This window comes from Acidovorax sp. 35-64-16 (assembly GCF_002281195.1).
Lineage (GTDB): Bacteria > Pseudomonadota > Gammaproteobacteria > Burkholderiales > Burkholderiaceae_C > Acidovorax > Acidovorax defluvii.
The window spans coordinates 1-25,398 of record NZ_NCFM01000030.1 but is presented as its reverse complement, the minus strand read 5'-3'; the positions used below and the strand labels follow the sequence as shown (position 1 = coordinate 25,398).

Annotated in this window: 24 protein-coding genes and 2 pseudogenes; 11 read left to right on the top strand and 15 right to left on the bottom strand. The window is 64.4% G+C overall.

What is annotated here, in order from left to right; translation table 11 throughout:
* Positions 1 to 195 precede the first annotated feature (195 nt).
* Positions 196 to 1,686 carry an NAD-dependent succinate-semialdehyde dehydrogenase gene (locus B7Y64_RS14920; RefSeq protein WP_291326396.1) on the bottom strand — a complete coding sequence of 497 codons (1,491 nt, stop codon included), beginning with the start codon at positions 1,684 to 1,686 and terminating at the stop codon, positions 196 to 198.
* Positions 1,687 to 1,895: 209 nt separating this feature from the next.
* On the opposite strand from B7Y64_RS14920, the gene alaS reads away from it, so the two are divergent.
* The gene (gene alaS, locus B7Y64_RS14915) at positions 1,896 to 4,520 is read left to right on the top strand and encodes an alanine--tRNA ligase (RefSeq protein ID WP_291329240.1); all 2,625 of its coding nucleotides are present in this window, start codon (positions 1,896 to 1,898) and stop codon (positions 4,518 to 4,520) included.
* 173 nt (positions 4,521 to 4,693) lie between these two features.
* Here the strand turns inward: alaS and B7Y64_RS14910 are convergent, their stop codons facing one another.
* From B7Y64_RS14910 to B7Y64_RS14890, 5 genes are all read right to left on the bottom strand, one after another.
* Positions 4,694 to 5,746: a GGDEF domain-containing protein gene (locus tag B7Y64_RS14910; RefSeq protein WP_291324853.1), complete on the bottom strand. Its 1,053-nt coding sequence runs from the start codon at positions 5,744 to 5,746 to the stop codon at positions 4,694 to 4,696.
* Positions 5,747 to 5,803: 57 nt separating this feature from the next.
* Positions 5,804 to 6,610, bottom strand: coding sequence for a tRNA (guanosine(46)-N7)-methyltransferase TrmB (trmB, locus tag B7Y64_RS14905; protein ID WP_291324852.1), 807 nt, complete (start codon positions 6,608 to 6,610; stop codon positions 5,804 to 5,806).
* Positions 6,568 to 7,575 (bottom strand): tRNA glutamyl-Q(34) synthetase GluQRS, encoded by a 1,008-nt coding sequence (gene gluQRS, locus B7Y64_RS14900; protein ID WP_291329238.1) that lies wholly within the window; start codon positions 7,573 to 7,575, stop codon positions 6,568 to 6,570. Before gluQRS ends, trmB begins: the two co-directional genes overlap by 43 nt.
* Positions 7,572 to 8,714: an FAD-dependent oxidoreductase gene (locus tag B7Y64_RS14895; RefSeq protein ID WP_291324850.1), complete on the bottom strand. Its 1,143-nt coding sequence runs from the start codon at positions 8,712 to 8,714 to the stop codon at positions 7,572 to 7,574. The genes gluQRS and B7Y64_RS14895 overlap by 4 nt, the downstream gene beginning before the upstream one ends.
* Positions 8,715 to 8,789: 75 nt before the next feature.
* On the bottom strand, positions 8,790 to 9,728 hold the full coding sequence (locus B7Y64_RS14890) for a LysR family transcriptional regulator (RefSeq protein ID WP_114657007.1): 939 nt from the start codon (positions 9,726 to 9,728) through the stop codon (positions 8,790 to 8,792).
* Between the two features lie 105 nt (positions 9,729 to 9,833).
* On the opposite strand from B7Y64_RS14890, the gene B7Y64_RS14885 reads away from it, so the two are divergent.
* From B7Y64_RS14885 to B7Y64_RS14870, 4 genes are all read left to right on the top strand, one after another.
* On the top strand, positions 9,834 to 10,535 hold the full coding sequence (locus B7Y64_RS14885; RefSeq protein ID WP_111866705.1) for a pirin family protein: 702 nt from the start codon (positions 9,834 to 9,836) through the stop codon (positions 10,533 to 10,535).
* 211 nt (positions 10,536 to 10,746) lie between these two features.
* Positions 10,747 to 11,301: a flavodoxin family protein gene (locus B7Y64_RS14880; protein WP_111866615.1), complete on the top strand. Its 555-nt coding sequence runs from the start codon at positions 10,747 to 10,749 to the stop codon at positions 11,299 to 11,301.
* Between the two features lie 28 nt (positions 11,302 to 11,329).
* Complete coding sequence (locus B7Y64_RS14875) at positions 11,330 to 11,737, top strand: OsmC family protein (RefSeq protein ID WP_291324849.1); 408 nt, start codon at positions 11,330 to 11,332, stop codon at positions 11,735 to 11,737.
* Positions 11,734 to 12,621, top strand: a complete 888-nt coding sequence (locus B7Y64_RS14870) for a pirin family protein (RefSeq protein ID WP_291329236.1) — start codon at positions 11,734 to 11,736, stop codon at positions 12,619 to 12,621. Before B7Y64_RS14875 ends, B7Y64_RS14870 begins: the two co-directional genes overlap by 4 nt.
* A gap of 66 nt (positions 12,622 to 12,687) precedes the next feature.
* Here the strand turns inward: B7Y64_RS14870 and B7Y64_RS14865 are convergent, their stop codons facing one another.
* From B7Y64_RS14865 to B7Y64_RS14850, 4 genes are read right to left on the bottom strand one after another with little or no spacing between them, the layout of a single operon-like run.
* Positions 12,688 to 13,455, bottom strand: a complete 768-nt coding sequence (locus B7Y64_RS14865; RefSeq protein WP_291324847.1) for a sulfurtransferase — start codon at positions 13,453 to 13,455, stop codon at positions 12,688 to 12,690.
* A 60-nt stretch (positions 13,456 to 13,515) separates the two neighbouring features.
* Entirely contained in the window at positions 13,516 to 14,373 is an 858-nt protein-coding gene (locus B7Y64_RS14860; RefSeq protein ID WP_291324846.1) for a MinD/ParA family protein, read from the bottom strand.
* 10 nt (positions 14,374 to 14,383) lie between these two features.
* On the bottom strand, positions 14,384 to 15,148 hold the full coding sequence (locus tag B7Y64_RS14855) for a GGDEF domain-containing protein (protein ID WP_291324845.1): 765 nt from the start codon (positions 15,146 to 15,148) through the stop codon (positions 14,384 to 14,386).
* Between the two features lie 34 nt (positions 15,149 to 15,182).
* A complete protein-coding gene (locus B7Y64_RS14850) occupies positions 15,183 to 16,907 on the bottom strand; it encodes a SulP family inorganic anion transporter (RefSeq protein WP_291324844.1) in 1,725 nt (574 codons plus the stop codon).
* Between the two features lie 185 nt (positions 16,908 to 17,092).
* On the opposite strand from B7Y64_RS14850, the gene B7Y64_RS14845 reads away from it, so the two are divergent.
* From B7Y64_RS14845 to B7Y64_RS14830, 4 genes are all read left to right on the top strand, one after another.
* A complete protein-coding gene (locus B7Y64_RS14845) occupies positions 17,093 to 17,581 on the top strand; it encodes a BON domain-containing protein (RefSeq protein WP_111866628.1) in 489 nt (162 codons plus the stop codon).
* Between the two features lie 94 nt (positions 17,582 to 17,675).
* The gene (locus tag B7Y64_RS14840; protein ID WP_291329234.1) at positions 17,676 to 18,923 is read left to right on the top strand and encodes a PLP-dependent transferase; all 1,248 of its coding nucleotides are present in this window, start codon (positions 17,676 to 17,678) and stop codon (positions 18,921 to 18,923) included.
* A 149-nt stretch (positions 18,924 to 19,072) separates the two neighbouring features.
* Positions 19,073 to 19,858: a DUF2189 domain-containing protein gene (locus B7Y64_RS14835; RefSeq protein WP_035241774.1), complete on the top strand. Its 786-nt coding sequence runs from the start codon at positions 19,073 to 19,075 to the stop codon at positions 19,856 to 19,858.
* A 68-nt stretch (positions 19,859 to 19,926) separates the two neighbouring features.
* Entirely contained in the window at positions 19,927 to 20,115 is a 189-nt protein-coding gene (locus tag B7Y64_RS14830; protein ID WP_291324842.1) for a hypothetical protein, read from the top strand.
* Between the two features lie 16 nt (positions 20,116 to 20,131).
* Here B7Y64_RS14830 and B7Y64_RS14825 read toward each other — a convergent pair whose 3' ends face one another.
* Positions 20,132 to 20,797, bottom strand: a complete 666-nt coding sequence (locus tag B7Y64_RS14825) for an arylesterase (RefSeq protein ID WP_291324841.1) — start codon at positions 20,795 to 20,797, stop codon at positions 20,132 to 20,134.
* 15 nt (positions 20,798 to 20,812) lie between these two features.
* Between B7Y64_RS14825 and B7Y64_RS14820 the strand changes: the two genes are divergently transcribed.
* The gene (locus B7Y64_RS14820) at positions 20,813 to 21,505 is read left to right on the top strand and encodes an ABC transporter ATP-binding protein (RefSeq protein ID WP_111866633.1); all 693 of its coding nucleotides are present in this window, start codon (positions 20,813 to 20,815) and stop codon (positions 21,503 to 21,505) included.
* A gap of 23 nt (positions 21,506 to 21,528) precedes the next feature.
* Here the strand turns inward: B7Y64_RS14820 and sstT are convergent, their stop codons facing one another.
* Positions 21,529 to 22,752 carry a serine/threonine transporter SstT gene (gene sstT, locus B7Y64_RS14815; protein ID WP_291324840.1) on the bottom strand — a complete coding sequence of 408 codons (1,224 nt, stop codon included), beginning with the start codon at positions 22,750 to 22,752 and terminating at the stop codon, positions 21,529 to 21,531.
* A gap of 291 nt (positions 22,753 to 23,043) precedes the next feature.
* Here sstT and rlmB point away from each other — a divergent pair, with 291 nt between their 5' ends.
* Positions 23,044 to 23,793 (top strand): 23S rRNA (guanosine(2251)-2'-O)-methyltransferase RlmB, encoded by a 750-nt coding sequence (gene rlmB, locus B7Y64_RS14810; protein WP_291324839.1) that lies wholly within the window; start codon positions 23,044 to 23,046, stop codon positions 23,791 to 23,793.
* A 19-nt stretch (positions 23,794 to 23,812) separates the two neighbouring features.
* On the opposite strand, the gene B7Y64_RS14805 is transcribed toward rlmB, so the two are convergent.
* From B7Y64_RS14805 to B7Y64_RS14795, 3 genes and pseudogenes are all read right to left on the bottom strand, one after another.
* The gene (locus B7Y64_RS14805) at positions 23,813 to 24,202 is read right to left on the bottom strand and encodes a VOC family protein (protein WP_291324838.1); all 390 of its coding nucleotides are present in this window, start codon (positions 24,200 to 24,202) and stop codon (positions 23,813 to 23,815) included.
* Positions 24,203 to 24,302: 100 nt separating this feature from the next.
* Positions 24,303 to 24,647: pseudogene (locus B7Y64_RS14800) on the bottom strand (SRPBCC domain-containing protein); the annotation flags it as partial.
* A gap of 39 nt (positions 24,648 to 24,686) precedes the next feature.
* Positions 24,687 to 25,319, bottom strand: a pseudogene (locus tag B7Y64_RS14795) (dihydrofolate reductase family protein); the annotation flags it as partial.
* Positions 25,320 to 25,398: the final 79 nt, after the last annotated feature.

Genomic DNA, 25,398 nt, shown 5'->3' with positions numbered 1-25,398 from the left:
CGGGAGGCGGCATGTTTGCGCTCCTTTGCGCCATTGCAACCGGGCTGATATTCAGGGGCGGGCGGAGCGCAAGGCACCAACGCCCCGTTTCACGCAGGGGTGGTGCTCTCCATGGTTTTAGGTGTTTTTGGCCTCTAGCGCTTTACCATAAATCGTTAGTAGCTATTGAAATAATAGCAATTGACGCACGATCGTTCATTGCTTTTCCAGGATATCCCCCAGGCACAGGTACTTGATCTCGACGTAGTCGTCCATGCCGTGGTGCGAGCCCTCGCGGCCCAGGCCCGACTGTTTGACGCCGCCGAAGGGCACATGCTCGGTGGCCAGAATGCCCACGTTGATGCCCACCATGCCGTATTCGAGCGCCTCGCCCACGCGGAAGATGCGGCCCACGTCGCGGCTGTAGAAGTAGCTGGCCAGCCCGAACTCGGTGTTGTTGGCCGCAGCAATGGCCTCCTGCTCGGTCTTGAAGCGGAACACCGGGGCAAACGGGCCGAAGGTTTCTTCGCGTGCGCACAGCATGTCGGGCGTGGCGTTGGCCACCACCGTGGGCTCGAAGAACTGGCCCGAGCCCATGCTTTGCAGGCGTTTGCCGCCGACCATCACCACGCCGCCCTTGGCCACCGCGTCATCCACATGGCGCTGCACCTTTTCCAGTGCGGCCTCCTCGATCAGCGGGCCCTGGTTCACGCCGTCCTCAAAGCCGTTGCCCACCTTGGCGGTTTTGACCTTGGCGGCGAACTTGGCCACGAATTCGTCGTACACGCCTTCCTGCACATAAAAGCGGTTGGAGCACACGCAGGTCTGCCCGGCGTTGCGGTACTTGCTGGCAAAGGCGCCTTCCACGGCGCTGTCGATGTCGGCATCGTCAAACACGATGAAGGGAGCGTTGCCGCCGAGTTCGAGCGACATTTTCTTGACCGTGGGGGCCGACTGCGCCATGAGAATGCGGCCCACCTCGGTGCTGCCGGTGAAGCTGATGTGGCGCACCACGTCGCTGGCGCACAGCACCTGGCCGATGGCAATGGAGTTGGCGGCATCGGCCGAGAGGATGTTGAGCACACCCGCCGGAATGCCCGCGCGCACCGCCAGCTCGGCGGCGGCCAGGGCGGTTAGCGGCGTCAGCTCTGCGGGCTTGATGACCACCGGGCAACCGGCGGCCAGCGCCGGGGCGACCTTGCGGGTGATCATGGCCAGCGGGAAATTCCAGGGCGTGATCGCTGCGCACACGCCGATGGGCTGCTTCAGGACCAAAAGGCGCCGGTTGTTGTCGAACTGGGGCAGCGTCTCGCCATTGACGCGCTTGGCTTCTTCCGCAAACCATTCCACAAAGCTGGCGCCGTAGGCCACTTCGCCCTTGGCCTCTGGCAGCGGCTTGCCCTGCTCGGCGGTCATGATGCGGCCCAGATCGTCCTGGTTGGCCATGAGCAGGTCGTACCACTTGCGCAGGATGATGCTGCGCTCCTTGGCGGTTTTGGTGCGCCAGGCCGGCCAGGCGGCGTTGGCGGCGGCAATGGCCGCCTCGGCGTCTGCTGGTCCCAGGTTGGCGACGTCGGCCAGTTTGGTGCCGGTGGCGGGGTCGTGCACATCAAAGCGGCTGGCACCGGCCACCCATTGCCCGTTGATGAGCGCGTCGGTCTTGAGCAGGGTCGGGTCTTTGAGCTGTGTAAGAGGCGAAGAGGACATGGCCGTAGGCATCCGGGTGAGTTGAGGGGTGAACGGGGTGGCTGGTGCCGAAATGCTGGCAAGCAGGCACAAACGAGGCAAAAGAATAGCCTGTTCACAGCCCAGTGGCTGCGCCGATGGTGACAAGGTTGCAAACTTATAATCGCCGGTTGGCCCACGCGTGCCAACCCTGTGCGGCATCGCCCCGTGCACAACCCAACGTACACACCATGAGCACTCCAACTTTTTCCGTTGCCGACATCCGCAAGTCCTTTCTGGACTTCTTCGCCTCCAAAGGCCACACCATCGTGGCATCCAGCCCGCTGGTGCCGGGCAACGACCCGACGCTGATGTTCACCAACTCGGGCATGGTGCAGTTCAAGGACGTGTTTCTGGGCACCGACAAGCGCCCTTACAACCGCGCCGTTTCGGTGCAGGCCTGCCTGCGTGCCGGTGGCAAGCACAACGACCTGGAAAACGTGGGCTATACCGCGCGCCACCACACCTTCTTCGAGATGCTGGGCAACTGGAGCTTTGGTGACTATTTCAAGCGCGAGTCGCTGAAATGGGCGTGGGAGCTGCTGACTGAGGTCTACAAGCTGCCACCCGAGCGCCTGCTGGCCACCGTGTACCAGGAAGACGACGAGGCCTACGACATCTGGACCAAGGAAATCGGCCTGCCGCCCGAGCGCGTGATCCGCATTGGCGACAACAAGGGCGGCCGTTACAAGAGCGACAACTTCTGGATGATGGCCGACACCGGCCCTTGCGGCCCGTGCAGCGAAATCTTCTACGACCACGGCGACCACATTGCCGGCGGCCCTCCAGGCAGCCCTGATGAAGACGGCGACCGTTTCATCGAGATCTGGAACAACGTGTTCATGCAGTTCAACATGGACGAAACCGGCGCCGTCACGCCGCTGCCCGCACCTTGCGTGGACACCGGCATGGGCCTGGAGCGCCTGGCCGCCATCCTGCAGCACGTGCACAGCAACTACGAAATCGACATCTTCGACCAGCTCATCAAGGCCGCAGCCCGCGAAACCGGCGTTGCCGACCTGGACAACAAGAGCCTGCGCGTGATTGCCGACCACATCCGCGCCACCGCATTTTTGGTGAGCGATGGCGTGATCCCCAGCAACGAAGGCCGTGGCTACGTGCAACGGCGCATCGTGCGCCGCGCCATCCGCCACGGTTACAAGCTGGGCAAGAAGACGCCGTTCTTCCACAAACTGGTGGCCGATCTGGTGCGCCTGATGGGGGATGCCTATCCTTCATTGCGTGCTCAGGAACAGCGCATCACCGACGTGCTCAAGGCCGAGGAAGAGCGCTTCTTTGAAACGCTGGCCAACGGCATGGAAATTCTGGACGCAACACTGGACGGCGGTGCAAAGGTGTTGCCCGGCGACGTGGCCTTCAAGCTGCACGATACCTACGGCTTCCCGCTCGACCTGACCAACGATGTGTGCCGCGAGCGCGACGTCGAGGTGGACGAGGCGGGCTTCAAAACCGCCATGGAAAAGCAGAAGGCACAAGCCCGCGCTGCAGGCAAGTTCAAGATGGACAAGGCGCTGGAGTACACCGGCGTGGCCAACCAGTTCACGGGCTACGAAAACCTTGCCGAGACTGCAAAAATCGTAGCAATTTACGTTGACGGGACAAGCGCCGCAGCCCTTAAAGCAGGTCAAACCGGTGTGGTGGTGCTCGACACGACCCCGTTTTATGCCGAGAGCGGCGGCCAGGTGGGTGACGAAGGCGTCATCACCAGCGGCTCGGCCCGTTTTGCGGTGGGCGACACGCTCAAGGTCAAGGCCGACGTGTTCGGCCACCACGGCACGCTGGAAGAGGGCACGCTGAATGTGGGTGACACGGTGCAGGCGCAGGTGAACCAGGCCGTGCGCGCCGCCACCATGCGCAACCACTCGGTCACGCACATCATGCACAAGGCCCTGCGCGAAGTGCTGGGCAGCCATGTGCAGCAAAAGGGCAGCCTGGTCAACGCCGACCGCACGCGCTTTGACTTTGCGCACAACGCCCCCGTCACCGACGCCGAGATCCGCGAGATCGAGCGCCGTGTGAACGAGGAAATCCTGGCCAACGTGGCCACGCAGGCGCGCGTAATGGACATCGAATCAGCCCAGAAGACCGGCGCCATGATGCTGTTTGGCGAGAAGTACGGCGAAACCGTGCGCGTGCTCGACATCGGCACCAGCCGCGAGCTGTGCGGCGGCACGCACGTGCACCGCACGGGCGACATCGGCCTGTTCAAGGTGGTGGGCGAGGGCGGTGTGGCCGCCGGTGTGCGCCGCATCGAGGCGGTGACCGGCGCCAACGCGCTGGCCTACCTGCAGACGCTGGAAGACACCGTCAACCAGGCCGCTGGCGCCCTCAAGTCGCCCGTGGCCGAGCTGAACGCCCGCATTGCCCAGGCGCTGGAGAACGCCCGCACGCTGGAGAAGGAAGTCGCTGCGCTCAAGGGCAAGCTGGCGTCCGCCCAGGGCGACGAGTTGTTGACGCAGGCGGTGGATGTCAAGGGCATGAAGGTGCTGGCCGTGGTGCTGCCCGGTGCGGACGCCAAGACCCTGCGCGACACCATGGACAAGCTCAAGGACAAGCTCAAGACCGCCGCCATCGTGCTGGCTGCTGTGGATGGCGACAAGGTGCAGATCGCCGCAGGCGTCACGGCCGACAGCGTGGGCCGTCTCAAGGCCGGTGAGCTGGTGAACTTTGTGGCCCAGCAGGTGGGCGGCAAGGGCGGCGGCAAGCCCGACATGGCCATGGCCGGTGGAACCGATGCGTCCAAGCTGCCTGCGGCCCTGGCCTCGGTCGTCGGCTGGGTGACCCAGCAGGTGTAACGGTCAGCGGCCATGCCCGCTGATCGTCAAAAAAAGGGGGGTGGTGGGACTTTGCCCAGCGCTATTTGCCTGCCACCCAATGCGATGCGGTGGACCTGGGTGCCATCGAACGGCTGCTGGACTAGAAAGTCATCCGCTGGATCGATGTGCGTGCGCAGGTCTTCACCAGGCTCTCAAAACAGCTCCACATCGTCGTTGGCCACCTTGGTTTTCAGCTGGCCGCTGGCGATGAGCTCATCGTAAAAGCAGACCTGGTTGCGGCCGTTTTCCTTGGCGTAATAGAGCGCCTGGTCGGCCTGACCCAGGATCTCTACCGGCGCGCCCCTGGATGTGCTGACAAAGCCCAGGCTCACGGTAACCTGGCCCACCTGGGGAAACGGGTATTCCTGCACGGCAAGGCGAAAGCGGTTGAACACCTTGTGGGCCGTGGCCAGGCTGGTGGCGCGCAGCAGCACCACAAACTCTTCGCCGCCAAAGCGGAAAATGCGGTCGTGGCTGCGAAAGGAGCTGCGCAGGATGTTGGCAATCAGGATCAGCACCTCGTCGCCATACAGATGGCCAAAGCGGTCGTTGACTTGCTTGAAATGGTCCACGTCCACCACGGCCAGCCATTGCTCGACAGGGGGTTCGCAGCATGATGCCTCTTCGTCAACCGCCAAGCCCGTTGTGGCTGGGCGCAAGCGGCGGGCCAGGCTATCGGCGGTGCTGCGGGAAAACTGCTCGTCAAAGGTCTTGCGGTTGAGCAGCCCCGTGAGGGCGTCGCGTTCGCTGTAGTCCAGCAGGCTTTGGTAGTTCTGGTAAACGTGAAAAATGCCCTGGATCACATCGAGCTTGTGGGCGGAAAAGGGGCGCGATTGTGTGATCTCCAGGCAGGTGCTGACCTTGTCGTGCATCCACACGGGCAACCACAGCGTGTAGCGCCCCTTGTCCATGCTGGCCGTGGCCCGGATTTCGCGTTTTTCGATGCACTGGCACAGGGCAGGGTAACTGTTCAGGGGTTCGCGTTGCGGGTCGCTGGCGGCTTCCGAGTCGGTGGAGACCAGGTCCCCATCCTGCACCCAGGTGCGCGGGCGCACGTGGGTGGCACCGTCGTCGGTGAACACTTCGAGGGCTCGCACTTCGGTGGTGGCACTGAGCTTTTGCAGGGTTGAGAGCACGGACACCTCAAGGCGCAAATGGTCTCGGTGGCCGGTCATTTCGACCAGGTTTTGCAAGATGGGCTTCATGAAGGAGCTGCGGCGCTGGTAGAGGTGAGCGGGAGTGAGCGAAAGCCTGTCGGGAGCTCAGTTGCGTCGCACGAAAACTACGTCCCAGACGCCGTGCCCCAGTCGCAGGCCACGGTTTTCAAATTTGGTCAGGGGACGGTAATCGGGTTGCGGAGCAAAGCCTTCGGCGGTGTTGGCGAGCATGGGTTCTGCGCCCAGCACCTGCAGGATCTGATCGGCATAGGGTTGCCAGTCGGTGGCGCAGTGCAAATAGCCGCCGGGCTTGAGGCGCTCGGCCAGCTTGGCAACAAGGGGCGCCTGGATGAGGCGGCGCTTGTTGTGCTTCTTCTTGTGCCACGGGTCGGGAAAGAAGATGTGAATGCCGTCCAGGCAAGCGGACGGCAGCATGTTGTCGATCACCTCGACAGCGTCATGCTGCAGGATGCGGATATTGGTCAGGCCTTGCTCGCCAATGCGCTTGAGCAGCGCGCCCACACCGGGCTCGTGCACTTCGCAGCACAGGAAATTGTCGTCTGGGCGCACGCGGGCGATGTGGGCTGTGGCCTCGCCCATGCCAAAGCCGATTTCGAGTACCAGCGGCGCGCTGCGGCCAAAGGCGGCGGCCGCGTCGAGCGGGGCGGCTGCATAGGGCAGCACAAAGCGGGGGCCCAGGTCTTCAAAGGCTTTGGCCTGGCCCGTGGTGGTGCGCCCTGCACGGCGCACAAAGCTCTTGATGGTTTTGGGGTAGGCCACGCCGGGAGGCGGTGTGCCGTCGGATGCACGGGCTGCAGCGGGTGAAGCGGCTGCAGCGTGCTCGGGGGCTGGAGAAATGATCGGTTCGGTCACGGTGGGCCATTGTAGGTTCGCGCCCAGGCGTTGACCCATATCTCCAGGGCCTCAGGTAGCGTATTTTTGTGAATCTGTTCGACCGATGGAAGGCCGAGTACCCGGGCGGCGTTGCCCAGGGCCAGCAAGGGATCGTGAAGATCGAGCGCTGTGGCACCGTTTTGTTTCGAGAGCTTTTCGCCGTTGGCGCCACAGACCAGCGGGGTGTGCAGGTAGCTGGGGGTCGCCACACCCAGTGCCTGCTGCAGCAGGATCTGGCGGGGTGTGTTGTCGGCCAGGTCTTCGCCGCGCACCACGTGGGTGATGTGCTGGGCTGCATCGTCCACCACCACGGCCAGCTGGTAGGCCCACAGGCCGTCTGCGCGGCGCAGCACAAAGTCGCCCACCGCGCTGGCCACATGCTGCGCCTGGGGGCCGAGGCGGCGGTCTGCCCAACGCACTGTGCCATCTGCTATTGAAAATGTAGCTGCTTGCGCTTTATCTATAAGCGCTAGAGGGTGTTTTGGCTTGAAGTCCGTGGTGTTGAACCGCCAGGATCGTGCGGGCCGCCCGCGCAGGCCGTGGCGGCAGGTGCCGGGGTAGGGCAAGGTGGCATGGCGTGTGCGGTCATGGCCTTGCGCCGCGTGGGCGTCTTCGATGTCTTTGCGCGAGCAGGCGCAGGGGTAGGCATGGCCCTGCGCAATGAGCTGGTCCAGTGCCTGCTGGTACAGGGCGCCGCGTGCGGATTGCCACACCGGCGGTGCGTCGGGCAGCAAGCCGCAGGTGGCCAGCTGCTGCAAGATGACATCGGCCGCGCCAGGAACGCAGCGCGGTGTGTCCACGTCTTCGATGCGCACCAGCCAGCGCCCGCCGCGCCCGCTGTGGCCAACTTCCCAGGCCCGCGCATCCAGCCAGCTGGCCAGCGCCGCCACCAGCGAGCCTGCATGCAGCGGGCCGGTGGGCGAGGGGGCGAAGCGGCCCTGGTAGGTGGTGGCCTCCCGTTGGGCCCCTTCGCCGCGCGTCATGCCACGGCGAGTGCCATCTCCAGGCCGGACACAAAGGCGTCTTCCAGGCGGTGGCCCAGGCACCAGTCGCCGCAGGCGCCCAAGGCCAGGCTGGCGTCCCACAGATGGCTTTGCCCCAGGGGCTGCGTGGTCTGGGCATAGCGCCAGCGGCGCGTGTCGGCATGGGCGGGTTGCGCCCGAATGCCGGTGACCTCGGAAAACGCCTTCAGCAGCTTGGATTGCACGCGATCCGCGTCGTCTTCAAGGTGTTCTGCCGACCAGGCCGGGCTGGCTTGCACCGTCCAGCGTTCGACGGTGGTGCGGCCGGGTTTGGACGACTCGCGTGCCAGCCAAGAAATGCGGTGGTGGGTGCTGCGTGCCGCGTTCCACTGGGGGCCAAGGGTGGTCAGGTCCGGGCGCACGGCCTGCGGGTAGGCAAGCATGAGTGTCCAGCAGGGCGCAGTGGTCACGCGCGACAGGGCGGCGTTCAGCGGGGTGTCCAGCCCCGACACCGCCAGCAGTGCCTGGGCGGGCGTGGCGGGCTGGGCCAGCAGCACCGCGTCGAAACCGGCATAGACATGCTGTGCACCGCCCTGGCCTTCGGTGCGCACTTGCCAGTGGGTGCCATTGAGGGGGTCGCGTTCAATGCTGCTCACGCGGGTGTCGGTGATGAGCTGGCCTGCCTGCAGCAAGGGGGCGGCCCAGGTGGTGACAAGGGCGTTCATGCCCGGGCTGGCCACCCAGTGGGGTTCGCGCGTGGGTAGGCCCGCGGCCGCCACGCGGCCAGCCGCGTCGAGCACGCGCACGGCGTTGGCGCTCCAGGGCCGGCACACGCCGGGAACGGTGTCGATGGCCTGGGCAAAGCGCGGGTCGCGTACGGTGAAATATTGCGCACCCGCATCAAAGCTGCCAAAGGGGGAGTCGATGGTGGTGGTTCGACCACCGGCCTTGGACGATTTTTCAAAAACGGTGACCTGATGGCCTGCCTGCACCAGCGTGCGCGCACACACCACGCCGGCCATGCCTGCACCAATGATGGCGAAATGGCGTGGTGTCTTGCCGGTCTTTGCTGCCTTGCCGGACTGGCGCTGGGCGGGTGCTGCTGCCGGGGTGCCGGGGCGTCGGGGCCGTTTGGCGGGGCGGGAAACGGGTTTTGTCATGGAAGGCCTTTCGGAGACGGTCGGCTGGAGAAATCTAATAAGAGCCACTCTACACGCGTGGCGCGGGGTCGGACATCAGAAATGATGGTGGTTTTCCAGCAGGGCATGGCGCGTGGCCGTGCTTTGCAGCTGATTCAGCCACCATTGCAGTGCGCGCCCGGGCGTCGTGAAACCGGGGCCGCCCCATGCATAGTGAATGCGCAGGCTGCGCTCGGGCCGGGCTACGCGGCGTGCCACCAGATGGCCGGCCTCCACATAGGGGCGCACCATGGGTTCCGGCAAAAAGCCTCCGCCCAGGCCGCGCAGCTGCGCCTGCACCTTGGCCTGCATGGTGTCCACCGTGAGCACATCCTGCCCGCCCAGCAGGCCCATGGTGGCACCGCCGCGCTGCGCCGAGTCGGCCACGGCCACCGCGCGGTGCTGCAGCAAGGTGGCGTCGGTGATGGGCTCTGGCACCGCCGCCAGCGGGTGGTGCGGTGCCACCACGTAGATGAACCGCAACTCGCCGAGCAGCCCTTGCTGCAGGCCGGCCACGTTCGAGCCCTCGGCCGAGACGCCAATGGCCAGATCGGCGTTGCCGGTGGTCAGAGCCTCCAGGGTGCCGGTCATGATGCCGTCACGCAGTTTGAGGTGGGTGGGCGGGGCCATGGCATAAAACGCATCGACCAGTTCCAGCATGGTGTGTGGGGAGACCACGCCGTCCACGGCAATCGTGAGCTGGGGCTCCCAGCCTGTGGCCACGCGGCGCACGCGGTTGGCCACGGCATCGATCTCGCGCAGCAGCCGTGCGCCTTCGCGCAGCAGCTCGGCGCCGGCTTCGGTGGGGCGTGCCTGGCGGGCTGTGCGATCAAACAGCAGCACGTCCAGGGCGTCTTCGATCTGGCGCACCCGGTAGGTCAGCGCGCTGGGCACCAGGCCCAGGTGCCGGGCTGCGGCCGCAAAGCTGCCGGTTTCCGAAATCACCTGCAGCATGGCAAGGCTGTCCGGGGTGAGAACGTCGTAGGCGTGGGGCATGGTGCAGCCATGTTAGTTCAGATTTTTTGAACGATTCCGACAATCCCCCAGACCCTGCAGCGCAGGCCCGCCCCCTACAGTCGAGTCTTGAAAGGAGCAATGACCGTGCTGACTGTTCGAAAATCGCAAGACCGGGGCCACGCTGACCATGGCTGGCTCCATTCCTTCCACAGCTTTTCCTTTGCGGGTTACCACGATCCGCGCCACATGGGCTTTGGCAACCTGCGCGTCATCAACGAAGACCGCATTGCGCCCGGCACTGGCTTTGGCACCCACAGCCACCGCGACATGGAGATCATCAGCTATGTGCTGTCGGGCGAGCTGGCCCACAAGGACAGCATGGGCAACGTGAAGGGCATTCCGCCCGGCGACGTGCAGCGCATGAGCGCTGGCACCGGTGTGACGCACAGCGAGTTCAACCACGCTGCCGGCCAGACCACGCATTTTCTGCAGATCTGGATAGTGCCCGACGAGCGGGGCATTGCGCCCAGCTACGAGCAAAAGACGTTCACTGCCGCCGAAAAACGCGGTGCATTGCGGCTCGTGGCCTCACCCGACGGAGCGCAGGGCTCGGTTACCGTGCATGCCGATGCCGCGCTGTATGCGGGGCTGCTGGATGGCCCGGAGGCCGTCACCCAGCCCCTGAGCCCGACACGCAAGACCTATGTGCACCTGGTGCGCGGTGCGCTGTGTGTGAATGGCCAGCCACTGGCCGCAGGCGATGCCGCGCTGCTCGAAAACGAGTCGTCCCTGGCGTTGACCGATGCCCAGGACGCCGAGGTGCTGGTGTTTGACCTGGCCGCCTGAGATTTGCGCCGCTGCCGGTTTGTCTGGTTCTTTTTTTCTGGCGCTCACCCTATCGGCCTCTTTGCAAAATCCGGTGGCCGTGGTGCCGGCGCCTGGAGCGTGGACGGCCAGCGCGCAGCCAGCTAAGCTCTGCGAACGTATTTCTCGGTCCACCCCACCTTTCCGAGGGTGACGCGTGGGTCTTTTTTCTCTTGCATAGAAGGATTCATCCATGTCTTTGATTGCAGTGGTTTATCACTCCGGCTACGGCCACACCCAGCGCATGGCCCAGGCCGTGGCCGATGGCGCGGACGCCCAGTTGGTGGCGATTGATGCCGACGGCAACCTGCCCGAAGGCGGCTGGGAGACCCTGCTGGCCGCCAAGGCCATCATCATGGGCTCTCCCACCTACATGGCAGGCCCAAGCTGGCAGTTCAAAAAATTTGCGGATGCCTCGTCCAAGCCCTGGTTCAACCAGTCCTGGAAAGACAAGCTCTTTGCGGGCTTCACCAACAGTGCCAGCATCAACGGCGACAAGCAGGTCACGCTCGACTATCTGTTTCATCTGGCCATGCAGCATGGCGGGCTGTGGGTGGGCGCGGGCATGATGCCTGCCAACTCGAAGGCGGCCACGCGCAACGATGTCAACTGGATGGGCGCGTTCAGCGGCGCCATGGCGCAGTCGCCCTCGGATGCCTCTGCCGCCGAAATGTTGCCCGGAGATCTGGAAACGGGCCGGTTGCTGGGCCAGCGCGTGGCGGCAGTTGCGGCACGCCTGGGCGACTGATACATCAAAACCATTTTGGAGTTGCCCCATGGCCATTGAACTCAATCGCATCGTCTCCACGCCCATGGCGCAAACGCTGACCATTCGCAGCCACGCGCTGGTGGTGGATGGCACCGCTGCAGAGGGAGGCGACGACACAGGCCCCAACCCGCACGACCTGTATGACGCGGCGCTGGGTTCGTGCAAGGCGCTCACGGTGCTCTGGTACGCGCGCCGCAAGGGCATTCCCGTGACCGACGTGCGCACGGTGATCGAGCGCGACGCTTCGGCCGAGCGCGCGGGCACCTACCACCTTGCAGCCCGTATGCAGATCAGTGGCGATCTCAGCGATGCCCAGTTGCAAGAGCTGCAGGCCGTTGCGCACAAATGCCCGGTGCACAAGCTCATGACGGCCGTCACCACCGAAATCACCACCACCGTGGAGCGCATGGCATGAGCATGGCGCCACTGGTGCTCTCCGGTCATTTGAAGGATCTAGGGGGCGGGTTTACGGTGCGCAGGCTCCTTCCCGCCGTGCAGCGCAAATCGGTGGGGCCGTTTCTGTTTTTTGACCACTTTGGCCCCGTTACCGTGCAGCCTACGGACGAATACGACGTGCGGCCGCACCCGCACATCGGCCTGGCCACCGTGACCTACCTTTTTTCGGGTGCCATCATGCACCGCGACAGCCTGGGCAGCGTGCAGCAGATTGAGCCCGGCGCCATCAACTGGATGACCGCCGGGCGCGGCATCGTGCATTCCGAGCGCCGGCCTTTGGCATTGGCCAGCCAAAGCTATGTCAACCACGGCATCCAGCTGTGGTCTGCACTGCCACTGGGGCAGGAAGACTGCCCGCCTTCGTTCACGCACACACCTGCCAGCGCCATTGCGCAGCGATCGGTGGGCGACGCCACGGTGCGGGTGCTCATCGGGTCGGCGTTTGGCGTGACCTCGCCGGTGGCCGCGTTGTTGCCCACGCTGTACCTGGATGTGCAGCTGCCGCCACAAGGCGTGCTAGAGCTGCCCGCCCTGGCGCAGGAGATGGCGGTGTACCCGGTGGATGCCGCCGTGCGGCTTGATCGCCAGCCGCTGGCCGAGCACACCATGGCCGTGTTGCCGCCCGCCGCATCGGCGCGGTTGCAGGCGGGCGCCACAGGGGCGCGGCTGATGGTGATAGGCGGTGCGCCGCTGGATGCACCCCGCCACATGTGGTGGAACTTTGTCTCCAGCAGCAAAGACCGCATCGTGCAGGCAGCCCACGACTGGGAAACCGATCAGATGGGTCAGGTGCCCGGAGACACCGAGCGGATTCCCTTGCCGGCGCACCGTTTCAAGCCGTGATGCAAGGTTGTACGCAGGTTTGCAGCTAAATAGGCCTCTAGCGCTTATGGTGTAAGCGCTGATAGCTCATGTATTTATAGCGTCTTCAGCCTTGGCGCGGAGGGTGCCCACAGCGAGATCAGCGGCCAGCGTGCGGCGCTCGTCAAACACAAAACAGCCGCCGTGGTAATGCGCGCCATCCGTCTCTTCGAAATATTTCAGGATGCCGCCTTCGAGCTGGTAAACATGCGCAAGGCCTTCCTCGCGCATCAGGATGGCGGCCTTTTCGCAGCGGATGCCACCGGTGCAAAAGCTCACCACCGTCTTGTCCGCCAGCTCGGCCTTGCGGGCCCGCAGGGCCGGGGGGAACTCGGTGAATTTGTCGATGCGCCAGTCGATGGCGTTGTCGAACGTGCCTTCATCCACCTCGAAGGCATTGCGTGTGTCCAGCGTCACCACCGGGCGGCCCGCATCATCGTGGCCCTGGGCCAGCCAGCGGTGCAGGGTGGCCGGTGTCACGGCCGGTGCCCGGCCTGCCGAGGGCTGAATGGCGGGGTGGTCCATGCGAATGATCTCGCGCTTGACCTTCACCAGCATCTTGCGAAACGGCACAGTGCCTGACCAGCTCTCCTTGGGGGCCAGGTCGGCAAAGCGCGGGTCGGTGCGCAGGGCATCGACAAAGCCGCGCACCGCCGCTGCCGGGCCTGCCAAAAACATATTGATGCCCTCATGGGCCAGCAAAATGGTGCCCTTGAGCGCGGCAGCCATGGCGCGCTCGTGCAGCAGATCGTGCAATGCCGCTGCATCGGGCAAGGGCACGAACTTGTAGCAGGAGATGTTCAGGACTGGGTTCACGGCGGATATCTCAGAACGGCGCACCCGCCCGCGGGCAGGCGCTGCGCCGGTGCCGTGCGCTCAGGCGGTGGGCACCAGCAGCGTGGATTCGATCTTGTTGGCCAGCTGGGCAATGGCCAGCGCCGCAGCACAGCCCGGCGTTTGCAGCAGCAGCAGCTGTCGGCGCATGACGGCATCCCGCACCGCAGGATCGGCCGGGATGTCGCCCATGTGAATCAGGCGCATGGCGCGGCCCGATTCGGTGCTGACAAAGCGGTCGAGCACCTGCTGCAACTGGCTGGTGATGGCACGGCCATCGCCCGGGCGGGCGGCCTGGTTGATGACCATGCGCACATGCTGGCGTTTTTGCTGCATTGCCAGCACCTTGATGGCCGCATAGGCATCGGTGAGCGAGGTGGGCTCAGGGGTGGCCACGATCAGCACCTCGGATGCCAGCGAAACGGAAAACAGCACCACATCAGAGATGCCGGCGCCGGTGTCGAGCAGCACCACGTCGTACTTGGGCGTGATCGCCTGGATGACGTTCAGAAACTGGTTGCGCACCTCGGGGGTCAGGCGCGAATACTCGACCATGCCTGAGCCCGCCAGGAGCACCGAAAAACCGCCGGGCGCCTGGATGATGGCGTCCTGCAGAGCAGCCTTGCCGGTGAATACGTCGTGCAGCGTGATCTTGGGGTGCAGGTTCAGCACCACGTCAAGGTTGGCCAGGCCCAGGTCGGCGTCGAGCACCAGCACACGCTGGCCTCGTCGGGTCAGGGCTGCAGCCAGGTTGGCAGAAACAAAGGTCTTGCCCACGCCGCCTTTGCCGCTGGTGACGGCAATGATGCGTGCACCGGTGCCTAGCGCCGCAACGGGGGGCGTGGTGGGCGGCACAGGGGCAGCCGGGGTGTTGTTGGGGGGGGACAGCGCGTCGCTCATCTCATTACTTTCAGTAGACGCTGCCTGCGGGGTCCAGCGGAGGCAAATCGCCCCAGCCCGACGGCGTGTAGAGCGGGCCGAACAACAGGCTCTTTTCTTCGGCACTGACCGTGCTGTCGGGTTGCTCCTCAATGCTCACACAATTGCGGCCCATGGATTTTGCGTTATACAACTGGTGGTCTGCGCGGTCTGTCCAGAGCAGGGTGGTGGAGCGGATCCATTGCATGGCGAAAGCGCCACCAATGCTGAGCGTGACGTTGACTTCAACCGAAGGCGAAATGCGCACCGGCGTGTTGGCCACGGCACGGCGAATGCGCTCGGCAACCACCTTGCCAAAGCCTGCCTGGCAGGCGGGCAGCACCACTGCAAATTCTTCGCCACCGTAGCGCGCCAGTGTGTCCATGGGGCGCACGCAGGCGCTCAGGGTGCGCGACACCGACTGCAGCACCACGTCACCGGCCAGATGCCCGTAGGTATCGTTGATCTGCTTGAAATGGTCGATGTCCAGCATCAGCAGCAAGGCGGCTTCACCCGAGCGTGTCACGCGGTCGATTTCACGCTCTAGCACCGCACGGAAATGGCGACGGTTCGCCAGCCCGGTGAGGTGGTCTTTGAGAGAGAGTTCGCACAGCCCGTCGATCAGGCCCTGCAGGTACCGTGAGGGCTGATCGCGGCGCAGGGCGGCCTCGCTCCCGCTGGCCTGGGCTACCAGAGCGTGCGCAGTGTCCAGGCGCAGGTCGCGCAGGTCTACGATGTGGGAAGCCGGATCAGGCACGGATTTTGAGGGCCATAAGTAGCCTGCGAGTGTATCAGTCGGCCCTTGCTTTTTGGCTGTCTGCGACGCCATCACTGGCGTTGTGGGCCGGTCCCGGCAGTTGCTGCAGGGCCAGCAAGGCTTCGGCGTCGGTGCGGTACATGGCCAGACCCGGGCCGGGCTCCAGCACCCCGGCGCGGCGCAGCACCTGTTCCACGGGCAGCTTGAGCCCGCTCAGATGCAGCGTGCCCGTGCGGGCACGCAGTGTGGAAACCAGGTTGGCAAAGGTTTCCACACCCGTCACGTCGATGCGGTTGATGGGCTGGGCCAGCAGGCAGACATGCACCACATCGGGGTGCAGGCCCAGGTGGTCCATCACACGGCGTTCCAGCGCGCTGGCGGAAGCAAAGTCGAGTTCGGCATCCATGCGCAAGGCCAGCAGATGGGGCGCCAGCGCGGGCAGTTGCCAGAGATGCCGGTCGCGCAGGCTGCCGTCGGGGTGCAATCCCACCTCGATGATGCGCGGGTGCAGGCGCTGGTACAAAAAGTGGCTCAGGTTCATCAGCAGGCCCACCAGCACACCCCAGTACATGCGGGGGGCCGTGGCCAGTGTCAAACTGAAGGTAACGCCAGAAATGACCGCCTCGATGCGGGAAATCCGCCACAACCGCACAAAACTGCCTGGTTTGATCAGGCTGGTGACAGCCGTCACCACCACGGCGGCCAGCACCGATTGCGGCACATGGTAAAGCGCTGGTGTCAGCCACAGCAGCACCACCAGCACCAGGGCAATGGCAAACACGGTGGCCCAGCCGCTGCGGGCGCCGGCATACAGGTTGATGGCCGAGCGAGAGAATGAAGCGCTGGTGGCAAAGCTGCCACACAGGCCGCTGCTGATCTTGGCCAGTCCCTGACCGATCAGGTCCTGGTTTTCGTTCCAGCGCTCTCCCGAGCGCTGGCTGTCCACCTTGGCGCTGGAAGCGGTTTCGAGAAAACTGACCAGCGTCACCACCAGCACCGGCATGACCAGTGCCGAAAAGCTGGACCAGGGCAGGGCGCCCGGCCAGTAAAAGCTGGGCAGGCCGGCCGGCAAGGCTCCCACCACCGCACCATCGGCCTCGGCGTAGCCCAGGGCCCAGCTGACGGCACCCGCAGCCCCCAGGACCACGATGGCAGCCGGAAAGCCCGGGCGCAGCCGACGCGCCACTATCAGCAACACCAGGCTACCCAGGCCGAAGGCCGCTGCTGTCAGATCGAAATGGCCCAGCGAGGGCGTCGTCCACAAGGCGCCCAGATCGGAGCGCAGCCCGGTCAGTGCCCCGAGCTGGGACGAAAGAATCAGCAGCGCCGCTGCCTGGGTAAAGCCGCTGAGCACCGGTGAGGTCACCAGATTGAGCAACCAGCCAAAGCGCGCCAGCCCCATCACCAGCTGCAACAGTCCTGACAGGATCGCCATCCAGGCCGCCATGGCCACCCACTGCGCACTGCCGGGTTCGGCCAGCCCCGTTAGCGATGCGCCGATCAGAAGGCTGGTCAGTGCCGTGGGCCCCACGCCCAGGCGCGTGGAGGCGCTGAACAGCACGGCCACCAGAGCCGGCACGAGGGATGCATAGATGCCGGTCACCAGGGGCATCCCTGCAAGCGCGGCGTAGGCAACGCCCTGCGGCACCAGCATCAGGCCGACGGTCATTCCGGCCCAGAATTCGCCCTTGAGCAAGGCCAGTTCTGGGCGCGGCCAGTTCAGAAACGGAAGCCAGCGGGACAAGGTGTGCAGTGACATCGTTGCAATTGTCGCCGCTGCATCGGCCTGGCGCACCCGAAGGCATCCCCGCGCGCAACTGTCTTTCGCGAGGGGCAGAGCAGGTTGATGCTGTTGTCCTACAGCCCATTCGGCGCTGTCCGACCCCAGGCGTCACGATGTGCTGCCTACATTCACACCATCTTTTATATGGAAGGAGTGATCACATGAATATCCGTCATTTTTCGCACAGTGGTTCGCAGCGCATCCTGAGCATTCTTGGTGTCAGCGCCTTGGCTTTGGGTCTGGCCGCGTGCGACAAGCAAGAGCAGCCCACCGTGGGCCAAAAACTCGATTCCGCCGTGCAGCAAACCGAACAGGCCGCCGCGGATGCGAAGGTGAAGGCAGAAAACGCCCTCAAGAATGCGGAAACCAAGGTCGAAGAGGGCGCTGCCAAGGTGCAGTCGGGCGCCCAGGAAATGGGCACTGCTGCCATGGGCGCAATGGATGACGCGACGATCACAGCGCAGGTGTCTGCTGGCTTGGCCAAGGACCCAGATCTGAGCGCGTTCAAGATCGACGTCGACACCCGTGCCGGCGCAGTCACACTTTCTGGTCCCGCACCCAATGCAAGCGCCCGCGAGCGCGCTGAAACCATCGCCAAAGAGGTGAAGGGCGTGACATCGGTTACCAACAATCTCAAGGTGCCCAGCTAAGCCACAGGCATCTCGCCCCCACCTACGCATGGGGGTGCTGCACCCGGGCTTGCGGCCCGGTGGTGCCGCAGGCTACGGCCGTGGGCGCGCTACCATGGCTGGCATGACTGAAGACACCATTTTTGGGCCAGCAACCCGCATCGTCCATCACCCTTATGTCCCGCCTGCCGGATTTGTCGCGCCCCAGCCTGGTGTGTTCAAGGCATCTACGGTTATTTTCCCTAGCGTGGCCGCGATGCGCTCGCGCGAATGGAAAGACAAGAGCGGCTACACCTATGGCCTGCATGGCACGCCCACCACGTTCACGCTGGAAGAGCGCCTGTGCGCCCTGGAGGGCGGGCTGCAATGCGTGCTGGTGCCCAGTGGCCTTGCGGCCATTGCCAATGTGGCCCTGGCCCTGCTCCAGCCCGGTGATGAAGTCCTGATTCCCGACAACGCTTACGGTCCCAGCAAAGACCTGGCCAACGGCGAGTTGGCTCGCTTCGGCATTCACCATGTGCTGTATGACCCGCTCGACCCCGCCGATCTGGCAGCGCGCATCACACCGGCCACGCGCCTGGTGTGGCTGGAGGCACCTGGTTCGGTGACCATGGAATTCCCTGATCTGTGTGAACAGGTGCGCATCTGCCGTGCCCGGGGGGTCACGTCGGCGCTCGACAACACTTGGGGCGCCGGCCTCGCGTTTGCGCCCTTTGATCTGGCAGGAGACGGCAGCGGCAGCCTGGCCGTCGATATTTCGGTGCATGCGCTGACCAAATACCCCAGTGGCGGCGGCGATGTGCTGATGGGCAGTGTGATCACGCGCGATCCGGCCCTGCACATGAAAGTCAAGCTCACGCACATGCGCCTGGGCCTGGGCATCGCAGCCAACGATGCCGAAGCCGTACTGCGCGCCTTGCCCAGCATTGGTTTGCGCTACCGTGCACACGACGTTGCGGCACGCCAGCTGGCCCAGTGGTTGCTGCAGCAGCCCGCCGTGGCGCAAGTGCTGCATCCGGTGCTGCCCGGTGCACCGGGCCACGCCCACTGGCAGGCGCTGTGCGGCGCTGCAAACGATGGCCATGGCGCTGCGGCGGGTTTGTTCAGCGTGATGATCGACGCGCGTTTCAGCCAGCAGCAGGTTGACGCGTTCTGTGATGGCTTGCGCCTGTTCAAGCTGGGCTACAGCTGGGGCGGCCCCATGAGCCTGGTGGTTCCCTACCAGCTTGCATCCATGCGCAGCCGGCCCGCGCCGCACTTGCAGCCAGGCACCCTGGTGCGCTTTTCCGTGGGGCTGGAGGAGGTGGAAGACCTCCGCCAAGATTTGGAGCAGGCCATGCGCGGAGCATTTGGAGCGGCCTGAAGGCGGGGCGGGAGTGCTGCGGGGGTGGTAGTTTCCTCAGTGGCGCGTGGCGGTCAGGTGGCTTAGGGTGTTGATATGTGTCAACGGACGTTGTGTCCGTCGTCCCCATAAACCCTCTTGCACCTTCTGCCATTACCTCCATCACTGCCATGTCCGCACCTCCTGCCGCCCAAGTCCCGCCTGCCACTGCCGTGGCGATCGCACTCAATCCCCTGCGCCTCGCAGATCCCTTTCGCTGGCTGCGCAAGGGCCTTCAGGATGTGGTGGCCGCGCCCGGCATCGCCCTGTTTTATGGCGCATGTTTCTGGTGCATGGCGCTGGTGTTGGGCTGGGTGTTTCGCACACGGCCCGAATACACCATGTCGCTGGCCAGTGGGTGCCTGCTGGTAGGGCCGTTTCTGGCCATGGGCCTTTATGACACCAGTCGGCGCCGCGAGGCTGGCCAGGCGCCCGATCTGGGGCAGTCCATCACCTGCTGGGACAAGCACATGGGCAGCATGGGCATGCTGGTGCTCGTGCTGGTGGTGCTGGAGTTGCTGTGGGGCCGGGCGTCGCTGGTAGTGTTTGCGGTGTTTTTCAACACCGGAATGCCCTCTACCACCGGGGTGATGGCGGCCATCTTCAACCCCCAGAACTGGGGATTTGTCGGCGTCTACATGGCGGTGGGGGGGGCTTTTGCAGCGCTGGTTTTCTCGACCTCGGTGGTCTCCATTCCCATGATCCTGGACCGTGATACCGATGCGCTGACCGCAGGCATCACCAGTATGCGCGTGGTGCTGGAAAACCCTGCTGTCATGCTGCTGTGGGGTTTGTTGATCACCCTCATCGTGGTGGTGTCACTGTGGTTCTGGGGGGCGGGCCTATTGCTGGCCGGGCCGGTGCTGGGCCACGCCAGCTGGCACGCCTACCGCGCAGCGGTTTCCCCCACGCAGTGAAGCGCGGTCTGGGCCCGCCTCCAAGGGCAAGCTGTTACAGTGGGCCCCTACTTTAGGAAGCAAATACCTTGGCAACACCCAACTACGGATACGAAAAGCGCCAGCGCGAACTCGCCAAAAAGAAAAAAAAGGAAGAGAAGCTCAAAGCCAAAACTCATCGCCGGCCTGACGAGCCGCAAGATGGGCAGCCCACCGACGGCCCCGCCGCTTTTGCGTCTCCCGCACCTGCAGACCCATCGGAGTCAACCGGCAGTTGATTTCGCCCGGGGCTCTTTAACGCAAGAGCTTCTGGAGTTCCGGCCACACATTGGCCAGCATCTGCGGATGCGCCTCGGCGCGCGGGTGGATGCGGTCTGGCTGGAACAGGCGGGTCGGGTCGGGGCCATCGGCCACGCCCTTGAGGAAAAACGGCACCACGCCCACCTTGCGCGCCTTGGCCACGGTCGTAAAGGTGGCCGCAAAGCGGTTGGCATAGTCGGTTCCGTAATTGGGGGGCACCTGCATCCCCACCAGCAGCACCTTGGCTCCTGATTTCTGGGCCGTCTGCACCATCCACGTCAGGTTTTCTTCGGTATTTTTCAGTGGCAGGCCCCGCAGGGCATCATTGCCGCCCAGCTCGATCACCACCTGGCTGGGTTGGTGCTGCGCCAGCAGCGCCGCAAGGCGGGAGCGACCGCCGGACGTGGTTTCTCCGCTCACGCTGGCGTTCACCACAGTGGCGGCTATCTCTTCCTGCGCCAGGCGCTTTTCCAGCAGTGCCACCCAACCCGTTCCGCGCGGCAGGCCATATTCGGCGCTGAGGGAATCGCCCAGCACCAGGATGACCTGTTGTCGCACCGGGGCAGGCTTTTGCGCCATCGCTGCCGGGGCATAAAGCCCCGCCAGCGCGCCGGCTGCAGCGGTCAGGATAAAGTGGCGTCGATGCAGATCGCAAATCAAAATAAAAAACCTTTCATGTCCGAACCTACCCAGTCACCAGCCAAACCCATTATTGCGGTCGAGCATGTATTCAAGTCGGTGACGGATTCCACCGGCACACTGGACATTCTGCGTGATATCGATTTCCGCCTGGAGTCTGGGGAAACCGTGGCCATTGTTGGCGCGTCCGGCTCTGGAAAAAGCACGCTGCTGTCCATCATTGCGGGCCTTGATACGCCTACGCGCGGCACCGTGCGGCTTGACGGCCAGGATCTGTTTGCGCTGAGTGAAGACGGCCGGGCCGCGCTGCGTGCGCAAAAGGTGGGCTTCGTGTTTCAGAGTTTTCAGCTGATGGGCAACCTCACAGCACTTGAAAACGTCATGCTGCCGCTCGAACTGGCCGACCGCAGCGATGCCCGCAAGGCGGCCACCGAGATGCTCAAGCATGTCGGGCTGGGTCAGCGCCTGGGGCATTATCCCAAGGTGCTGAGCGGTGGCGAGCAGCAGCGCGTGGCGCTGGCACGTGCTTTTGTGATGCAGCCCGCCGTGCTGCTGGCCGACGAGCCCACCGGCAGCCTCGACTTCGCCACCGGCGAAACCATCATGCAGCTGATGTTTGACCTCAACCGCGAGCAGGGCACCACGCTGGTGCTGGTCACGCACGATCGGGCCATTGCCCAGCGCTGCGACCGCCTTATCAGCATCGAGGCAGGCCGGGTCAGCACCTGACCCGGTCGGTGTCCGGTAACGTTTTAGCGCGCTGACGGGGGCTGTGGTTCTGCCCAGCGGCAGGCCACGGCCGTGAAGAGCACATCGGTCGAAGAATTGAGCGCCGTTTCGGCCGAGTCCTGCAGGATGCCGATGATGAAACCGATGGCCACCACCTGCATGGCGACATCGTTGCTGATGCCAAACAGGCTGCACGCCAGCGGAATGAGCAGCAGCGATCCACCGGCCACGCCCGAAGCACCGCAGGCACAGACGGCCGCCACCACGCACAACAGCAGGGCGGTGGGCACTTCAACCGCAATGCCCAGCGTGTGCACTGCCGCCAGCGACAGCACGCTGATGGTGATGGCCGCACCAGCCATGTTGATGGTGGCTCCCAGCGGAATGGCGATGCTGTAGGTGTCCTCGTTCAGGTTCAGGCGCTTTGCCAGCGCCAGGTTGATGGGGATATTGGCCGCCGAGCTGCGCGTGAAAAACGCCGTCACGCCGCTCTCGCGCAGGCAGGTAAACACCAGCGGATACGGATTGATGCGCAGCGCCAGGAAAACGATGAGCGGATTGACCACCAGAGCCACAAACACCATGCAGCCCAGCAACACGGCCAGCAGGTGCGCATAGCCCCACAGCGCCTGCGCACCGGCTTCGGCAAAGGTGCTGGCCACCAGGCCAAAAATGCCCAGTGGTGCAAAGCGGATCACCACCTGGATGATGACCGTGATGCCGGCCGACAAGTCGTGCATGACGGTGCGGGTGCCGGCGCTGGCGTGGCGCATGGCCATGCCAAAGCCCACCGCCCAGGCCAGGATGCCGATGTAGTTGGCATTCATCAGCGCCCGCACAGGGTTGTCCACCACGTTCATGAGCAGCGCCAGCAGCACATCCTGGATGTGCATGGGGGCGTTAGCCGCCTGCGCCGGGGCTTGCAGCACCAGTGTGGACGGAAACCACAGACTGGCCGTAACGCCCACCACGGACGCCACCAGTGTGCCCACCAGATACAAAAAGAGCACCGGGCGCACGTGGGTGGCTTCGCCGGGCTTGTGGTTGCTGATGGCGGCAATCACCAAAATGAACACCAGCACAGGTGCCACGGCCTTGAGCGCTGAAATGAACAGCGTGCCCAAAATGGCCACCTTGGGTGTGGCAGCCGGAAACAACACGGCCAGCGCGATGCCTGCAATCATGGCGATCACAATTTGTGTGACCAGGCTCGTGCGCTGTGCCCAGCGAAGCGGGTTAAAAATCATGGTATTAAACAAAGGTAAAACAGGCCAGTGGCCGCGGCAACATGTGCACAAAACCGCGGGGGGCCATCAATCAAGGGGGTTGGAAAAAGTCCAACCCGTAAAGCCACATGGGCAGCAAAAACGGCACGTAAAAGCAGCGCCGTCCAGCAGATCGCTAAATGGAAGACCGCGATTTTAGGCGCTTGAGAGCAAGCCCTTTGCGCAACCCCGTTGCCTCTCGATGCACTTGTATGGCCCGTTGCCTGAAGGGTGCAACTCTGGGGGCGCCGGCAATGCCCGGATAATCCCCCCATGTCCAGCCCCAAAGTTCTCTTCGGCTTTCACGCCGTGGGTGTGCGTCTGAAGACCGCGCCGAAATCCATCATCGAGATTTATTACGAGGTGACGCGGCGCGATGCCCGCATGCGCCAGTTTCTCGACCGTGCCCGCGAGGCCGGTGCCCGCCTGATCGAGGCCGACAGCGTGCGCATTGCCAAGCTGGCCGGAAGCCATGGCCACCAGGGCGTCGCGGCGCGCGTGGAGCCCGTGGCACAGGTCACCTCGCTCGACGAACTGCTTGAAAACCTCGAAGCCGATGGCATCGAGCAGCCCCTGCTGCTGGTGCTTGATGGCGTGACCGACCCGCACAACCTGGGCGCCTGCCTGCGCGTGGCCGACGGTGCGGGCGCGCATGCCGTCATCGCCCCCAAGGACCACGCCGTGGGCATCAATGCCACCGTGGCCAAGGTGGCCAGCGGCGCGGCCGAGACCATGCCGTACTTCATGGTCACCAACCTGGCACGCACGCTGGGTGAACTCAAGGAGCGCAACATCTGGTGCATCGGCACCAGCGACGACGCGCCCAAAACCGTGTACCAGGTTGATCTGAAAGGCCCCGTGGCCCTGGTGCTGGGCGCCGAGGGCGACGGCATGCGCCAGCTCACGCGCAAGACATGCGACGAACTGGTGAGCATCCCCATGAAGGGCGCGGTGGAGAGCCTCAACGTGTCGGTGGCCAGTGGCGTGTGCCTCTACGAAGCGCTGCGGCAACGCGGCGGCTAGCCAGCCTGCACGGCCTGCGTCATTTCATTGAATGCAGGCCGATCATGTTGCCCTCGGTATCGTTCACCATAGCGCATTGGCCATATTCGCCGATCGAAAATTTCGGCTTGAACACCTTGCCGCCGGCCTTTTCGACCCGGCCCTGCTCGACAGCGCAATCCTCGCAGGCAAAGTAAACCAGCGTGCCGCCGCCACCCCCGGAGGGCACTCCTTCCATCTTGACCAGCGCGCCGCTGGCGCCCATGGTGGTCATGTCGCCGGGGAAGGACAGCATCTGCATGCCGTTGGCTTCGCCCGCGGGTGATTTCAGTGTTTCCAGCTGGCACTGGAACACCGCTTCGTAGAACTTGCGCGCGCGCGCCATGTCTTGCACATGGATCTCGAACCAGACGACGGGATTGGGTTTCATGGGTTGCTCCTTGCGTTGCTGTGGGTGAACAGGCGCGGTGCTCGACGTACCGCGCGAAGTTGTCCAGGATGGCTTGCCAGCCCTGGCGCTGCTGTTCGGCGCTGTGGCTCTCCTCGGCGTCGAAGGACTCGCGCACCCTGATGCTATTGGTCAGTGGAGTGAACTCGACGCGCACCTTGCGCCCGTCGCCCAGGGTGTATTCGATCAGGCGCTGCGGTGCGACACGGGTGTACGTGCCCTCGAAGTCGAAGCCGACGCTGCCGTCCCGCGCCTGCATGCGCGCGCAGAACTTGCCACCTTCGCGCAGATCCACGCTGGCGCGCGGTGTGTGCCAGTCGGGCGAGGCGGCGTTCCACTGCTCCATGGCGCGCGGGTCATTCCAGGCGGCCCACACGCGGTCGATGGGCGCGTGGACACTGGTTTCGACGGTGATCTTCCTGGGCATGCCTTGTGCCGACGCCTGCTCAGGCGCCGGGTTAGCGTGGCGCCGCAGGACGGCATGCGTGGCCTTGTCGGACGCCACGAACTGAACGCATTCGTAGCCCAGCGCCCGCAGGTCGAGCCCCTGCAGCAGCGGCTCTCCCCGGCCAAGCAACACCGGCGCGACCGCGATGTGCAGTTCGTCGATAAGGCCTTCACGCAGGTACTGCCGGATGGTGTTGGCTCCGCCGCCGATCCGCACGTCCTTGCCGCCAGCGGCATCGCGTGCCCGTTCAAGCGCATCATGGATGCCGCCGGTGACGAAGTGGAACGTTGTGCCACCTTCCATCTCGATCGGCGGCCGGGCATGGTGGGTCAGAATGAAGACCGGAACGTGGTAGGGCGGATCGTCGCCCCACCAGCCTTTCCAGGTGTTGTCCTGCCACTCGCCGCGCATGGGGGCGAACATGTTGCGCCCCAGAATCCATGCGCCAACATTCTGAAAGCCGCGCGCGGCGAAATCATCGTCAACCCCCGTGCTGCCGCCGTCCTGGCCGAACAGCGTGCGCTGGAGCGTGCGGGTCGGCAGCAGCCACTGGTGCAGCTGCGTTCCGCCCACGCCGAGCGGATCATCGAGGCTTTGGTCCGGGCCCGCTCCATATCCGTCGAGCGAGATGGTTAAGGCAATGCTGATCAAGGTCCACCGTTGTCGCTTCTCAAACGTTATCCGCAGATGAAGCAGCAGACCCTGGCAATGGCCGCAGATCAAGACAACG

Excerpts from the sequence above, each read along its gene's own strand:
- B7Y64_RS14920 (WP_291326396.1), bottom strand. The coding sequence starts at position 1,686 with ATGTCCTCTTCGCCTCTTACACAGCTCAAAGACCCGACCCTGCTCAAG.
- alaS (WP_291329240.1), top strand. The coding sequence starts at position 1,896 with ATGAGCACTCCAACTTTTTCCGTTGCCGACATCCGCAAGTCCTTTCTG.
- B7Y64_RS14910 (WP_291324853.1), bottom strand. The coding sequence starts at position 5,746 with ATGAAGCCCATCTTGCAAAACCTGGTCGAAATGACCGGCCACCGAGAC.
- trmB (WP_291324852.1), bottom strand. The coding sequence starts at position 6,610 with ATGGGTCAACGCCTGGGCGCGAACCTACAATGGCCCACCGTGACCGAA.
- gluQRS (WP_291329238.1), bottom strand. The coding sequence starts at position 7,575 with ATGACGCGCGGCGAAGGGGCCCAACGGGAGGCCACCACCTACCAGGGC.
- B7Y64_RS14895 (WP_291324850.1), bottom strand. The coding sequence starts at position 8,714 with ATGACAAAACCCGTTTCCCGCCCCGCCAAACGGCCCCGACGCCCCGGC.
- B7Y64_RS14890 (WP_114657007.1), bottom strand. The coding sequence starts at position 9,728 with ATGCCCCACGCCTACGACGTTCTCACCCCGGACAGCCTTGCCATGCTG.
- B7Y64_RS14880 (WP_111866615.1), top strand. The coding sequence starts at position 10,747 with ATGTCTTTGATTGCAGTGGTTTATCACTCCGGCTACGGCCACACCCAG.
- B7Y64_RS14875 (WP_291324849.1), top strand. The coding sequence starts at position 11,330 with ATGGCCATTGAACTCAATCGCATCGTCTCCACGCCCATGGCGCAAACG.
- B7Y64_RS14870 (WP_291329236.1), top strand. The coding sequence starts at position 11,734 with ATGAGCATGGCGCCACTGGTGCTCTCCGGTCATTTGAAGGATCTAGGG.
- B7Y64_RS14860 (WP_291324846.1), bottom strand. The coding sequence starts at position 14,373 with ATGAGCGACGCGCTGTCCCCCCCCAACAACACCCCGGCTGCCCCTGTG.
- B7Y64_RS14850 (WP_291324844.1), bottom strand. The coding sequence starts at position 16,907 with ATGTCACTGCACACCTTGTCCCGCTGGCTTCCGTTTCTGAACTGGCCG.
- B7Y64_RS14845 (WP_111866628.1), top strand. The coding sequence starts at position 17,093 with ATGAATATCCGTCATTTTTCGCACAGTGGTTCGCAGCGCATCCTGAGC.
- B7Y64_RS14840 (WP_291329234.1), top strand. The coding sequence starts at position 17,676 with ATGGCTGGCATGACTGAAGACACCATTTTTGGGCCAGCAACCCGCATC.
- B7Y64_RS14835 (WP_035241774.1), top strand. The coding sequence starts at position 19,073 with ATGTCCGCACCTCCTGCCGCCCAAGTCCCGCCTGCCACTGCCGTGGCG.
- B7Y64_RS14820 (WP_111866633.1), top strand. The coding sequence starts at position 20,813 with ATGTCCGAACCTACCCAGTCACCAGCCAAACCCATTATTGCGGTCGAG.
- sstT (WP_291324840.1), bottom strand. The coding sequence starts at position 22,752 with ATGATTTTTAACCCGCTTCGCTGGGCACAGCGCACGAGCCTGGTCACA.
- rlmB (WP_291324839.1), top strand. The coding sequence starts at position 23,044 with ATGTCCAGCCCCAAAGTTCTCTTCGGCTTTCACGCCGTGGGTGTGCGT.
- B7Y64_RS14805 (WP_291324838.1), bottom strand. The coding sequence starts at position 24,202 with ATGAAACCCAATCCCGTCGTCTGGTTCGAGATCCATGTGCAAGACATG.